Source organism: Streptomyces sp. NBC_00996, from assembly GCF_045162675.1.
In the GTDB taxonomy this organism is placed as follows: domain Bacteria; phylum Actinomycetota; class Actinomycetes; order Streptomycetales; family Streptomycetaceae; genus Streptomyces.
The window spans coordinates 8,459,606-8,472,495 of the sequence record NZ_CP108723.1; the positions used below are offsets into that span (position 1 = coordinate 8,459,606).

The window sequence follows — 12,890 nt, forward strand, 5'->3', positions numbered from 1 at the left end:
AGGATCGGCAGGAGGGTGCGGACAGAAGCGCTGGGTGCTCGGTGCAGGGCGCGTGTCGGGGTCGACGTGGCCCTGATCCGGACGCCGTTCGACGGCAGCGGCATCACCCTCCGGGTGCTGCGCTCGGATCCGGTCGGCGTGGTCCTTCGCGCCGGCACCTCGCCGCTCGTCCGCTCGTTCGTGCGGCTCGCCGCCGCGTGAACGGGCTGCGACCATATCGTTCCGCGAGAGCTCGCAGGCGGAGGGGAAGCGAACCAGGTGGCGCAAGTGCGATACGACCAGCGGGTGTTGACGCTGGTCGAGGTGCGGGGCGGGGCGCACGACTGGGAGGAGGCCGAGCGGCGATTCGACGCGCACGGCTGGCCCGTTCGAGGTCATCATCCTTGTGGCGAGGGGCCGTTGACAGGGGTGCTGGCACCCGATCCCTCCTCGCGCGTGTACGAGGTGGAGGTGCGGCTCTTCGGAGCGGCCAAGGGGTGCGACCGAGGAGCCGCGCACCGCGTGCGCAAGGTGATGCGCGCCGCTCGTCTCGAAGCGTACGTACGGCGTGCCGAACCGATGGTGCGGGACCGGGAGATGTTCACGCACTGGAAGGTCGTCAGCACGGCCCACCGGCGTGCGGGGCGCGGGTCCCGGGTGCGTCGGCTCGCCGACCGGTATGCCGTGCGACTGGGGCGGTACGACACGCAGACACGGGTCTCCGGGAGTCCCTCGCAGGCGCTGCGCCTCGCTCGTGCCGACGGCACGTCGGGCCATGTCGCATCGACGCCGGTGGCCGTGCGCCCGCTCGACGGGCGGTGGCGTGCGAACGTGGGCTACTGGCCCGAGGAGGAGGGGGAGCGCCGCCTGTTCCGGATGGTCTGCTGGACGCTCCTCGCCGCTGCCTCGCTGGTGTTCACGTCCGGACGCGGGGGCGCGGTGCGTGCGTTCTGGTGCGGTGCGGTGGTGCTCGGCCTGGCGGGCGCAGTGTGGTCGGGGACGCGGCTCTATCGGCGGGGGCGAGGGGCGGGCGCGGTCATCGCCGCTGTGGCCGTCGCGGTGTTCGCCACCATGGCGCTCGGGGTGCTCGACGGGCACGGTCGGGGCTGGACGCGGATGCAGGTCCTGGTCACCGTCGCCCTGGTCGCCGTGCTCGGTGGTCTGCGGCTGCTCGTGCGGCAGTGGACGTGGGGTGAGTGGGTGGCCTGGGCGGTGCCGCTCGTGGTGACGCTCGCCGCCTCGTCGTTCCTCGCGGCTGGGTCGGTCCTGCACGCGCTGTACGCGGACGGGCTCGATCTCTCGCCGGACGACCTCGACGTTCCGGGCATCTGGCAGGTGGCCGCCGCCGTCAAGCTGTTGGTGCTGTTGAGCGTGGTCATGGCGGTACCCGCCTGGTGGGGTTACGCCCGGCACCGGCATCACTTCTACGCAACGCCGGGCGACGGATTCAACGTCGTTCTCTACGTCCTGCTGTTGCTCCTCATGTTCGGCGGGGCCGCGGGCCTTGCCCTCGACTCGGCCCGGGCGGCCGTGGACCGCACGACCGCCGCCGCGAAGGCCGGCGAGGACCCACCGGCCTACTTCGGCGTCCGGCCGGAGTGGACATGTGTCGAGCCCGTGGTCTCCCTGTCCCGGCTGTCCGGAGAAGGTCCCAGGCTCCGACCCGCGAGGCCCTACCTGTCGTTCGGGGTCGTCGACGGCTCGGCCGTCCTGTGGGACCGGACGGCCGAGCAGCCGGTGAAGCTGCCGGCGAACCAGGTGCGTCTGGTGCCGGCGCGGTCGGCGACCGCGGCATGCGCGGGCCCAGCCCGGTAATCACCGGGCGGGGCCAGGGCGTGCGGCTCCATCAGCCGACGTCGGACGCGTCCAGTCGGTACAGACCGCTCGTGCTCGACGAGGTCGACGTACTCGACGTGGACGTCGACGAACTGGAGCTGTACTCCGAGGACTTGACGGCCGTGCCGTGCTTCTCGACCCAGGTGGCGATCTCGGAGTCGGTGCCCTGTCCGCCGTTGCCGCTGATCATGATGTAGTGCAGCGTGCCGGGCTTCACCAGGCACTGCTCACGACCAGCGCCACCGTGGCGACGGCGAGGTTGCGGATCCGCCTGCCCAGGCCGCCCCGCGCGGCCCAGAGGTAGACCAGGAAGAAGGCCGGCAGGACGACGTACGCCTGCATCATCTTGGTGTTGAACGCGAAGCCGATCGCGACGGCGGACCAGACGAGCGGCATCAGCCGGCCGGTGCGGACGGCCTTCAGCAGACCCGCCGCGCCGAGCAGCATCAGGAAGACCAGGATCGGGTCCGGGTTGGTGTCGCGGGTGATGGCGACGGTGATCGGGGTCAGGGCCAGCGTCAGTGCGGCGATCGTCGCCGCCACCGGGCCGAAGGCCCGCCTGACCAGGCCTGGCCGAAGGCATCGGGGCTCCGAGGGGCGAGCAGCCGTACGAAGACCGCCACGCCGAGGGCGGTACCGCGCGCCACCAGCGGTACGGCCATCAGTGAGAACTCCCTGTCGTCGCACTCCCGCAGTTTGGCGGCCCGCTCGTCGTGCCGCGCGAGCCAGGTGTCGAGGTCCGCCTCGCCGGTCCTGGTGAGCACCGCGGCGCCGGTGGCCAGCGCGTGGGCAGGCGGCGAGGAGGGCGGATAGACGTCCGCGGCGCCCAGGTCGATGGCCGCCTCGGGTACGCCGGCGGTGCGGGAGTGGTGTGCGACGCGGCGCAGCTGCAGATCGTCGGCCACCGGGCCGGCGACGGGTTCCTCGCCCTGGAGCACCGAGTCCAAGAGGTCCACGCTGGCGAAGTCCGCCAGCTGGGGCACCGCGAGCTCGGCCAGCTCCCGGGCGGTGTGGATCACGTCCAGCCGTGTACCGATACTGGTGGCGGCCTTGTTCGATCCCTCGTGCGTCGACCACTGCCATGGCGTCACCGGCCGTGTTAGCCCGCCCCCCATCGCCCGGCAAGGTCACCATATGTACAAGAATGATCCGATCGGGCAGTGGCATCAAGCCAGGGGTCCGACACGGCCTACGGGGGAGTGCCCGCGTGGTCGGTTCGCCAGGCCCGGGCGGCGATTCCCCACCCGGTTCCGCACCGGGAACTTCGGCTGAACGCAGGCGACGTGCGTCTTCACCGTCGACCGGGAGGCGTACATCGACGCGGCGATCCAGGCGTTGATACGGCCGAGGCGACCAGGCGTACGACGTCCAACTCGCGGTCGAACAGCGGTTCTCGGGGCAGCGGGGCGCGGGCGCGACGGCCGTCCGCGCCCGCGACGGGTCGCGGTGATGCGCTTGAGCAGGCGGACCGTGACCGAGTGCCGACGGTGGCAGATCTGACGCCTCCGCGGGGGAGGGCCGGCCCTGTTCTGCTCACGCCCCCGTAGCGCGAGGGTGTTCTCGGCCGCGCGGCGCCGGCGCGAACCCGTCCCCCCGCGGCCGGGGATTCGGCGAGTCTTCGAGCGCCTCACCGCCGTACGCCGCACGCTGACGGGGGTGGTCGGCGCCCGGACCCCCAGGCGCGACCGTCCGTGCACCGGCAGGGCGGGCCATTCCCGCACCATCGCGTCGCCCGCCTCCTTGTCGGTGGCGAAGTAGTCCTTGCCGCCGATGATGTAGTCGTAAATGCGCGCGGAGTGCGCGCTCCCGGTGTCGACCCGGGCCGGTCCTCCGTTGTCGGACAACGCCGCCCCTCCCGTCAGCTCGTCGCTCATGGTTCCCAGGACACTTGTCATCCCGGCGGCGGTGAAAACCACCCGAGGCCGCCCGCCGTTCGGCGGGGGATTCCCGCCGAACGGCGCGTACCCGCCGGCCGCACCGCCGGGCACCATGAACGCACTGGTCACACCGCAGTGGCCGTGACGCGAGGAGCCGCCATGACCGCCGAGCCGACGATCGCCGCAGGACGGGCAGCCGCCGGGCAGGTCCCTCCGCCGCCGCCTTTCGACCCGGAGCTGGCGGCCGCGCTGGAGCTGATCGCGGAGGAGATCCCGCCCGGTTTCACGGCGGAGCTGATTCCGGCGCTGCGGGAGGGCACGAACCACATGCGGCCCTCGGACGACGAGCTGCGCAGGGACGGCGCCTTCCAGGTCGAGGAGCGGTCGGTGCCGGGGCCCGCGGGCGCGCCGGACGTATCGCTGCTCATCTGCCGGCCGACCGGAGCGAGCGCACTGCTGCCTGCCGTGTACTACACCCACGGCGGCGGCATGATGCTCGGCGACAACCGGATGGGCGTGACCGAAGCGCTCGACTGGGCCGAGGAGTTGGGCCTTGTGGTGGTGTCCGTGGAGTACCGGCTCGCCCCCGAGCATCCGCATCCGGCGCCGGTCGAGGACAGCTACGCAGGGCTGGTGTGGACGGCCGCGAACGCCGAGGAGCTCGGGATCGACCCCGACCGCCTCCTCGTCGCCGGCGCCAGCGCCGGGGGCGGACTCGCCGCGGCCCTCGCGCTGCTGGCCCGGGACCGCGGTGGGCCGGAGCTGATCGGCCAGCTGCTGATGTGCCCGATGCTGGACGACCGCAACGACTCGCTGTCCGGCCACCAGATGGCCGGGCTCGGCGTCTGGGACCGTACGGCCAACGCGACAGGCTGGGGCGCGCTGCTGGGCGAGGGCGCCGGCGGCCCCGACGTCTCGCCGTACGCGGCCCCCGCCCGGGCGGCCGATCTGTCCGGACTGCCGCCGGCCTTCATCGACGTCGGCTCCGCGGAGACGTTCCGCGACGAGGACATCGCATACGCCGATCGGCTCTGGCAGGCGGGTGGCCGCGCCGAACTGCACGTGTGGCCCGGCGGCTTCCACGGCTTCGAGATGTTCGCCCCTCAGGTGCCGCTGGCCCAGGAGAGCCGGGCCACCAGGTTGCGCTGGTTGCGGCGGCTGCTGGGCGCCTGATCGGCGTCGCCGACCCGGGGTGAGGTACGACGTCGATGCCACGCTGGTGACGTTTTCGTCCCCGCCGTCCCGGCCGTCCCCGCCGTCCCGGCCGTCCCCGCCGTCCCGGCCGTCCCCGCCGTCCCGGCCGTCCCCGCCGTCCCGGCCGTCCCCGCCGTCCCGGCCGTCCCCGCCGCCCCTGCCCGTCCCGTATTCGGGGGGCTGCCGCTACCCATACCCCCGCTGGGCCCTTGAGCGCCTCGTCCTCGAACGCCGGACGGGCTGAAACACCCCCGTGCTTGGCAGGGCGGGGGCACGGCCGCAGGATGGTGCCTGTGAAAGAGCTGGCAGGACGGCTCGCGGCGCTCGACCCGGACGCGGGGGCCGCGCTGCAGGTCATCGCGTACTTCGACCGCCTCACGGAGGGGCGGGTCGGCCTGGAGGCCTTGGTGCGCGGGGCCGCGGTGCTGTCCGGCTGCCCCGTCCGGCTGGTCGACGAGCGGCGCGGTGTACGGATCAGGGTCACGCCGGACGGGCGGCGCGACGACTCCGCCGGGGCCGTGGAGCCGTCCTGGCCCTGGGCACCACTGGAGCCCGCCGACTCGTCGGCGACCCGCCACGCCCACGCCGCCGTCCCGGAAGCCCCGGCCGCTCTCTGGCTGGAGCGCCCGGGCCCGCCCGACGGCGTACAGACCATGATCCTTGAGCGGGCGGCGCGCGCCGTACGCGACGTCATGGACCGGACACGCGGATGGGGGCCCCCGGCCGTACCCGCGGCGCACGACCCCGCGCTGGTGGAGGTGGTGCTGGACGCGTCCGCACCGCAGGCAGTGCGGACCCACGCAGCGGCTCAACTGGGGCTCGAGCGAACCGAGTTGGTGCGGGCGGTCGCGCTTCACGAGGGTGGCGCGGAAATCGTGCCCGCCGGTCGGCGCACAGCCGGGACGCGGCGGGCCGGTGTGGGACCCGCCGTCGAGCCGGCCGAACTCCCGCAGTCGTGGGCCGCCGCCCGGACCGCGCTCCGGCTGACCGCCGAGGGCACGGCACAGGATCCCGGGGCGCGCACCGTGTACGCCGAGGAACTCGGCGGTCTGGCCCTGCTCGCCACCGCCGTGGGCCCGGACACCCCGCCGATCCCCGACGTGCTCGCCGTGGAGCGCGCTGTCGCCGAGGCCACTTGGGCGGCCGCGACCCTCCATGCCGTGGCCTCCGCGCCCAGTCTTCGCGCCGCGGCCGCCGAACTGACGGTGCATCACTCGACCCTTCAGGAACGCCTCGCGCAGGCCGAGCGCATCCTGGGCTGGGACGTGAACTCCCCCCAAGGGCGCATGCGTCTTCAACTTGCCCTGGCCATAAGGAAGCTGCAGCGAACAGCGGCGGACATCGGGACGGGACGGGCGTTGCCCTCGGGGTGACGGCGGTCGGCTGCCCGCCCTGCCCGTCGTGCTTCGAGACGCGCACTGCCGCGACCCGGCGGCGGGCCGCGACGGCTCGCGCTACGGCCGCCGCCCTCCGTACCGCATCTCCCGAGGACTCACCCCGAACCGCTGCCGGAACGCCGTGCTCAGCGTGCTCGCCGAGGAGAAGCCGGAGGCGTACGCCAGGTCGGTGATGGTCAGGTGTTCGCAGTCGCCGCATCGGAGGCGCTCACGGACGAGCCGGAGGCGTTCCTCGCGGATCAGGTCGCGCGGTGTGGTGCCCGCCCGTTGCAGGGCCAGTTGGATCTGGCGCAGGGACCAGCCGAGGGCGCGGGCCATGGACGTACCGGTGAGGGCGGGGTCGGGCGCGTGCTCGCGGACGTAGCGGCGGACCGTGGTCTCCACGTCGGTCAGGTGCCTCGACCCGTCGGGGCGGTCGTCCCCGGTGGCGAGCATGCACAAGAGCTCGACGATGCGGTCGGAGACGGCGTTGAACTGCGGGTCGGTGAGGTGGTCGCGTTCGGTGTGCAGGTTGTTCAGCATGTCGCCGACCACGCGGCCGAGGCCTCTGCTCAGGTCGAGGCCGGTGGCCAGCGGCGACTTGCGGTTCAGCGGGCCGTTCACCTCACGGGCCGGGATGGTGAAGATGAACGCCTGGGTGGACGCGTCCTGGAGGCACTCGAAGGGGGACCCGAAAGAGACCAGCGTGCCGGTCCCCGGCGTCAGCCGTGCCTCCTGGCCGTCCTGCCGCAGAACGATCTCTCCGCTGAGCGGGAGCAGCAGGCGGTAGTCCTCGTCGGGGTCCGCCCGGACCTGCCCCGCGGTTCTGGTGTACTCGATCTCGTCGGACCGGAATCTGACGAGCTGATAGGCCTCGGTGCGCTGGCGGACCGTCTCGCCGCGGAAGTTGTCGGTGTGCGCGTACCGGTACCCCATCCGGGACTGGTAGGAGCCGATGTGCTCGCTCCAGAAGTCGGCCCGCTCGCCCGGATCCACCGCACCGGTCGACTGTGATTCCACGAGGTAGCTTCCCGCAGTCAACGACACCCTCAACTCCTGTGTGCGGCTGGCGGTAGTTACGCGCCGTCAGCCTAGTGCACACAGCCGGTGCGTATGACAGCAACTTCCTTGCGCGCCGGGGCAAGCGCAGGCGCCGACGCGTGGCTACCGTCGTGCGGCGCGTCCACTCGCGACCCACCCCCCACCCTTCCCACTGTCCTTCCCTTCAACTCACGTACGTATTTGAGGACTTGAAGACTCATGACCGAACGGATACCGGAGGCAGCGTTCTGGTGCGTGGCCGTCGGCCTGCTCGCCGTCACCGTGCTCCTGCTGCGCCAGCGCGGGATCACCGGGCGGCAGCGCAGCCGCAACACCGAGCTGGCACAAGGGCTGCGGGCCCGGGACGAGGAGCTGCGTCATCTGGTCGCGGTCCGACTCCCGGCCCTTGAGGACGGCCCGCACCAGCCCCACCCCGCCGTGGGTCTGCTCGACGCCCGGCTCGCCGACACGGACTTCGCGAAGTGCCTCGACAGCGTTCTCGACCGGTTCTCCGGAGCCGTGGAGCACGCGCAGTCCCGCGCCGACCAGTCCGCGAAGGCCGCCCTGAAGGCGTCGATGCGCTCCATCCAGGCCCTCGCCAATGAGCAGCAGGTGTCCATCTCGGAGATGCAGGACCGGCACGATCACCCCGACGTGCTGCGCGACCTGCTCGAAATCGACCACACCAACGCCCAGTTCGGGCGTCGGGCCCAGGCCATCGCTGTCCTGTGCGGCTCCTGGCCGGGGCGGCAGCGCGCCACCTCCGCGCTGATCGAGGTCGTACGAGGCGCGACCTCCCGGGTCCGCGACTACCGGCGCATCCGGATCAACGGACAGGTCGACATCGCCGTCGAGAGCCGCGCGGTGGAGCCCGTGGTCCTCGCCGTCGCCGAGCTGTTGGACAACGCGGCCCGCCACTCGCAGCCGAACACGACCGTCGAGGTCAACGTGCAGTCGGTGCACAACGGTGCCTGCGTGATCATCGACGACGCGGGCGTCGGGATGGACGGGCAGACGACGGAGCACGCCGCAGCGCTGCTCGCCGGCCGGGACGCGGTGGACGTCACCCGCCTCGACGACCCGCCCCAGTTCGGCTTCGCCGTCATCGGAGTGCTCGCCGCGCGGTACGGATTCAGCGTCTCGGTGGACACGCGCTCCCCGTACGGCGGCGTGCGCGCGGTGGTGTTCGTACCGGCGGCCCTGCTCACCCACGCGGACACGGTCCAGCAAGCGCCGCCGCCGGCCGAGCCGACACCGACGCCCGCGCGTACGACGACTCGTACGTCCCCTCGTACGACCGAGCCCGCGGAGGCCATCACGGCCGGAGGACTGCCCAAACGGCGGCGTCGTGCGCCGCAGGCGACGGCGACCGCCGAAGAGCGAACCGCCGTGCCGACCGAGGAGATCGGCGGCCGGTCGGCCGAGGAGAACGCCCGGCGCATGGGCGCGTTCGCGCGCGGCACCCGCTTCGGCCGGGCCGCCCAGGACGCCTCCGCCGACGACGAAGCCCCCCACGAGAACGAAGGGAACACACAGGGATGATCGCGCCCATGACCAACGAGCTGGGGTGGATGCTCGACGAGGTCCTGAAGGTGCCGGAGGCGCGGCACGCGATCCTGCTGTCCGCCGACGGCATGCTGCGGGCCCACTCCGCCGACATCGACCGGGACGACGCAGAGCGGCTGGCCGCGGGCCTGTCCGGGGTGCAGTCGATCAGCCGCAGCACGGCCGAGTTCTGTGGCAGCCCGAACACGCCGTGGCGGCAGACCCTGATCGAGTTCGCGCACGGGTACGTCTTCCTCGTCGCGGCCGGCGAGGGCGCGTATCTCGCGGTGTCGACGACGGAGAACGTCGACATGGAGGCGGTCACCTACCGCATGCACAAGCTGGTCGACCGGCTCGGCAAGGAGCTGACCAGCCCGGCCCGGCAGGACGCCGGCAGCCCGGCATGACGCCCCGGCGCCGTCCCGGAGAGCGGCTGGTGCGGTCGTACGTCGTCACGGACGGCCGCTCGCACCCGTCCCGCAACACCCTCGACCTGGTCACGCTGCTGATCGCCGCCGACGATCTGCCGCTCACCGGCCTGAGCCCGGAGAAGCGCCGGCTGATGGAGCTGTGCAGGCCCGGAGCGCTGTCGGTCGCCGAGGTGGCCGGGCATCTGGAGCTGCCGGTCAGCGTCACCAAGGTGCTCATCGCCGACCTGATGGACAGCGGTCACATCGTCACCCGCGCGCCCATCCCTTCCGCCCGCCCTTCCGACACCCGCATCCTCCAGGAGGTGCTCGATGGGCTCCGCGCCCGCCTCTGACGACGTCTATCTGCGCCCCAGTGTGCAGACCGCGGTCAAGCTGCTGATCGTGGGCCACTTCGCGGTCGGCAAGACCACCTTCGTCGGCGCGCTGTCCGAGATACGGCCGCTGCGCACCGAAGAGGTCATGACCCAGGCCGGCGCCCTCGTCGACGACTTGGCCGGTACCAGGGACAAGACGACCACCACGGTCGCGCTCGACTTCGGCCGCCTCACCCTCAACGACGCCTTGGTCCTCTACCTCTTCGGCACCCCGGGACAGCAGCGCTTCACCGAGCTGTGGCAGGACATGACCCGGGGAGCGCTCGGCGCGCTCGTCCTCGCCGACACCCGGCGCCTCGACCAGTCCTTCGAAGTCATGGGTGTACTGGAGGAGTTGGGGCTGCCCTATGCCGTCGCCCTCAACGACTTCGACGACGCACCCGCTCACGATCTGGAGGAGGTGCGCGAGGCCCTCGACCTGCTGCCCTCGACCCCGCTCGTACGCTGCGACGCCCGCGACCGGGTTTCCTCCACCGAGGCGCTGATCGCCCTCGTCGAATACCTGCTGACCCGCACCGGCGAAAGCCGCTCAGGCGAACTGGAGCACGCGTGACCGCTGTACCACCACCAGGCTGCCCCTTCCACGAGCCGCTGCACGGCCCGGAGTTCGCGGCCGACCCGGCCGCCGTCTACCAGCGGCTGCGCAGGCTCGGACCGACCGCCCCCGTGGAACTGGCTCCCGGAGTCCAGGCGACGCTCGTCACCTCGTACGAGGCCGCCCTGCATGTCCTGCGCAGCCCGGAGACCTTCTCCAAGGACCCCCGCCGCTGGAGGGACCTGGCCGACGGCACGGTCCCGATGGACAGCCCGGTCGTGCCGATGATGATGTACCGGCCCAACGCGCTGTTCACGGATGGAGAGGAGCACCGCCGGCTGCGCGGCGCGATCACCGACAGTCTGGCCCGGGTGGAGCCGAACACCCTGCGCGGTTATGTGGAGCGCAGCGCCGACACGCTCATCGACCGGTTCGCGCCGCTCGGCACCGCGGATCTGCTCGGCGAGTACGCCCAGGTCCTGCCGCTGCTCGTCTTCAACCACCTCTTCGGCTGCCCCGCCGACTACGGTGTGCGGCTGGTCGAGGGCATGTCCGGGATCTTCGACGGGGTGGACGCCGAGAAGGCGAACGAGCTGCTTTCCACCACGCTGCTCGACCTGGTCACGCTGAAGCGGGCCGAACCCGGGCACGACATGACGTCGTGGCTGATGGCGCACCCCGCCGGGCTCACCGACGAGGAGATGATCCACACCCTCGTCGTGCTGATGGGCGCCGGCACCGAGCCCCAGCAGAACCTGATCGCGAACAGTCTGCGGCTGCTGCTGTCCGACGACCGCTTCGGGGGCGACCTGTCCGGCGGCAGCCTGCCGGTGGAGGACGCCCTGGACGAGGTGCTGTGGACCGACCCGCCGATGGCCAACTACGCCGTGCACTATCCGATGCACGACGTCGTCTACGAGGGCGTGCCGCTGTGCGAGGGCCGTCCGCTGGTCGTGAGTCTCGCCGCCGCGAACACCGATCCGTCCCTGACGTCCGATCAGCGGGCGGGCAACCGTGCCCACTTGGCGTGGAGCGCGGGCCCGCACAACTGCCCGGCGCAGAGCCCGGCCCGGCTGATCGCGGCGGTCGCGGTGGAGAAACTCCTGGACCGCCTGCCCGACGTCGAACTGACCGTTCCCGTAGGGGAGTTGGTCTGGCGACCGGGCCCGTTCCACCGCGCGCTCGCCGCGCTGCCCGTACGCTTCCCGCCCACCACGACGGTCGTACGGCCCGACGGCGAGCGGCAGCCGCACGCGAGTGCCGTTCCGGCACCCGCCACGGAGCCGCCCTCCGAGGCGCCCGACCGGCCGAGGAGCGGCTGGGCCCGGCTGCTGGCGTGGTGGCGCGGGGAGTGACCTGCGTCTACCCGATCCTGGCGGGCAGGGAGCGGTGGCCGTTGGAGATGAAGGAGTCCACCGGCCGCAACTCCTCGGAGAGCACGGCGAGTCGGAGATCGGGGAACCGGTCGAAGAGCGCCGGGAGCGCGACGCGGGCCTCCAGGCGGCCCAGCGGGGCACCCAGGCAGTGGTGCACGCCGTAGCCGAAGGCGAGGTGCTCCTTGTCGGCGCGGGTGACATCGAAGCGGTCGGCGTCCTTGCCGTGCCGCTCGGTGTCTCGACCGGCGGCGGCGTACGCGGCGAGGATCGCCTCGCCCTTGCCGATCACGATGTCGTCCGGGCCGCCGAGATCGGCGAGCGGCAGGTCCTCCACGGCGTACCGCAGGGGCAGGCTCGCGACCGGCGCGTCCACCCGCAGGGTCTCCTCGATCACGTCGTCCCAGGTGGCGCGGCCCGCGCGGACGTGCGCGAGCTGCTCCGGCCGGGTGAGCAGGGCGTGCACGGCGTTGTCGATGAGGTTGACCGTGGTCTCGTGCCCGGCGCTGATCATCAGCACCAGGGTGTCGAGGAGCTCCTGCTCGCTGAGCTGTGTGCTGCCCTCCTCGTCGCGGGCCGCGATCAGCCCGGTGGTCAGGTCGTCGCCGGGTGACTCCCGCTTGGCGGCGACGAGTTCGGCCAGCACGACGTACAACCGCTCGTAGGCGGCGGTCATCTCGCCCGGGTCGGCGGAGGTGTCGAAGATGCGGTCCACCAGCCGCCGCAGCTCGGGCCCCCGCTCCTCGGGCAGGCCGAACAGCTCACTGATCACCTGGATCGGCAGCGGGTAGCAGAGTTCCTCGCGCAGATCGACGACCCGGGACTCGCGCCCGGCCTCCGCGATCCGGTCGAGGAGCCGCTCGGTGATCTCCTCGATACGGGGCTGGAGCGCGGCCGTCCGGCGTGCGGTGAACGCCTTGGAGACCAGGATGCGCAGGCGTTTGTGGTCGCCGCCGTACGCGGTGAACATGTTCTGCACGGCGACCCAGGTGAACAGCGGCCAGTCCGGTGTGATCTCCCCGTTCGCGAGCCGGGGCCAGTGCTGCCGGGCGTCCTTGGACACCCGGGGATCGGTCAGCAGCCGCTTGAGCAGATCAGGACTGCTGACCGCCCAGGCCTCCACGCCACCGGGGAGCGCCACGAGGGTCGCCGGCCCCCTGGCGCGGATGCGGGCGGCTTCTGCGTGAATGTCGCGGCCTGTCGCGTCTATCACTAAGGGGCTTGGGTTTCCCATCGGGAGCCTCCCTGGCACTCGAACGTCAACACGGCACGTCACGCTACGCGGGAGTACGGTTCCCCAGCGAGACCGCCTGACGCCAAGTTCGTCCG

14 protein-coding genes and 1 pseudogene are annotated in these 12,890 nt (G+C 72.2%); 9 read left to right on the plus strand and 6 right to left on the minus strand.

The features are described from left to right. Positions 1 to 66: 66 nt before the first annotated feature. Together OG390_RS39380 and OG390_RS39385 are read left to right on the plus strand one after the other, a co-directional pair. A complete protein-coding gene (locus tag OG390_RS39380; RefSeq protein WP_406174603.1) occupies positions 67 to 201 on the plus strand; it encodes a hypothetical protein in 135 nt (44 codons plus the stop codon). 66 nt (positions 202 to 267) lie between these two features. After that, positions 268 to 1,794 carry a hypothetical protein gene (locus OG390_RS39385; protein WP_406174604.1) on the plus strand — a complete coding sequence of 509 codons (1,527 nt, stop codon included), beginning with the start codon at positions 268 to 270 and terminating at the stop codon, positions 1,792 to 1,794. A gap of 31 nt (positions 1,795 to 1,825) precedes the next feature. On the opposite strand, the gene OG390_RS39390 is transcribed toward OG390_RS39385, so the two are convergent. From OG390_RS39390 to OG390_RS39405, 4 genes and pseudogenes are all read right to left on the minus strand, one after another. Further along, positions 1,826 to 2,032 (minus strand): hypothetical protein, encoded by a 207-nt coding sequence (locus OG390_RS39390; RefSeq protein ID WP_406174606.1) that lies wholly within the window; start codon positions 2,030 to 2,032, stop codon positions 1,826 to 1,828. Then, a pseudogene (locus tag OG390_RS39395) lies at positions 2,032 to 2,379 on the minus strand (glycosyltransferase family 39 protein); the annotation flags it as partial. The gene OG390_RS39390 and the pseudogene OG390_RS39395, both read right to left, overlap by 1 nt. Beyond that, on the minus strand, positions 2,334 to 2,906 hold the full coding sequence (locus OG390_RS39400; protein ID WP_406178399.1) for a hypothetical protein: 573 nt from the start codon (positions 2,904 to 2,906) through the stop codon (positions 2,334 to 2,336). The gene OG390_RS39400 and the pseudogene OG390_RS39395, both read right to left, overlap by 46 nt. A 75-nt stretch (positions 2,907 to 2,981) precedes the next feature. Continuing rightward, positions 2,982 to 3,659, minus strand: coding sequence for an SAM-dependent methyltransferase (locus tag OG390_RS39405; RefSeq protein ID WP_406178132.1), 678 nt, complete (start codon positions 3,657 to 3,659; stop codon positions 2,982 to 2,984). A 192-nt stretch (positions 3,660 to 3,851) separates the two neighbouring features. Here OG390_RS39405 and OG390_RS39410 point away from each other — a divergent pair, with 192 nt between their 5' ends. Both OG390_RS39410 and OG390_RS39415 read left to right on the plus strand, forming a co-directional pair. Beyond that, entirely contained in the window at positions 3,852 to 4,865 is a 1,014-nt protein-coding gene (locus OG390_RS39410; RefSeq protein ID WP_399084726.1) for an alpha/beta hydrolase, read from the plus strand. Between the two features lie 314 nt (positions 4,866 to 5,179). Continuing rightward, positions 5,180 to 6,259: a helix-turn-helix domain-containing protein gene (locus OG390_RS39415; protein ID WP_406174608.1), complete on the plus strand. Its 1,080-nt coding sequence runs from the start codon at positions 5,180 to 5,182 to the stop codon at positions 6,257 to 6,259. Positions 6,260 to 6,340: 81 nt separating this feature from the next. Here the strand turns inward: OG390_RS39415 and OG390_RS39420 are convergent, their stop codons facing one another. Then, the gene (locus OG390_RS39420; RefSeq protein WP_406174609.1) at positions 6,341 to 7,282 is read right to left on the minus strand and encodes a helix-turn-helix domain-containing protein; all 942 of its coding nucleotides are present in this window, start codon (positions 7,280 to 7,282) and stop codon (positions 6,341 to 6,343) included. A gap of 240 nt (positions 7,283 to 7,522) precedes the next feature. Here OG390_RS39420 and OG390_RS39425 point away from each other — a divergent pair, with 240 nt between their 5' ends. From OG390_RS39425 to OG390_RS39445, 5 genes are read left to right on the plus strand one after another with little or no spacing between them, the layout of a single operon-like run. Continuing rightward, complete coding sequence (locus OG390_RS39425; RefSeq protein WP_406174611.1) at positions 7,523 to 8,845, plus strand: ATP-binding protein; 1,323 nt, start codon at positions 7,523 to 7,525, stop codon at positions 8,843 to 8,845. Next, a complete protein-coding gene (locus tag OG390_RS39430) occupies positions 8,842 to 9,255 on the plus strand; it encodes a roadblock/LC7 domain-containing protein (protein WP_189188415.1) in 414 nt (137 codons plus the stop codon). The genes OG390_RS39425 and OG390_RS39430 overlap by 4 nt, the downstream gene beginning before the upstream one ends. After that, on the plus strand, positions 9,252 to 9,611 hold the full coding sequence (locus OG390_RS39435) for a DUF742 domain-containing protein (RefSeq protein WP_406174613.1): 360 nt from the start codon (positions 9,252 to 9,254) through the stop codon (positions 9,609 to 9,611). Before OG390_RS39430 ends, OG390_RS39435 begins: the two co-directional genes overlap by 4 nt. Then, positions 9,589 to 10,206: a GTP-binding protein gene (locus tag OG390_RS39440; RefSeq protein WP_406174615.1), complete on the plus strand. Its 618-nt coding sequence runs from the start codon at positions 9,589 to 9,591 to the stop codon at positions 10,204 to 10,206. Before OG390_RS39435 ends, OG390_RS39440 begins: the two co-directional genes overlap by 23 nt. Then, entirely contained in the window at positions 10,203 to 11,543 is a 1,341-nt protein-coding gene (locus tag OG390_RS39445) for a cytochrome P450 (protein ID WP_406174617.1), read from the plus strand. Before OG390_RS39440 ends, OG390_RS39445 begins: the two co-directional genes overlap by 4 nt. A 7-nt stretch (positions 11,544 to 11,550) precedes the next feature. On the opposite strand, the gene OG390_RS39450 is transcribed toward OG390_RS39445, so the two are convergent. Further along, a complete protein-coding gene (locus OG390_RS39450; RefSeq protein WP_406174618.1) occupies positions 11,551 to 12,795 on the minus strand; it encodes a cytochrome P450 in 1,245 nt (414 codons plus the stop codon). Between the last annotated feature and the right edge of the window lie 95 nt (positions 12,796 to 12,890).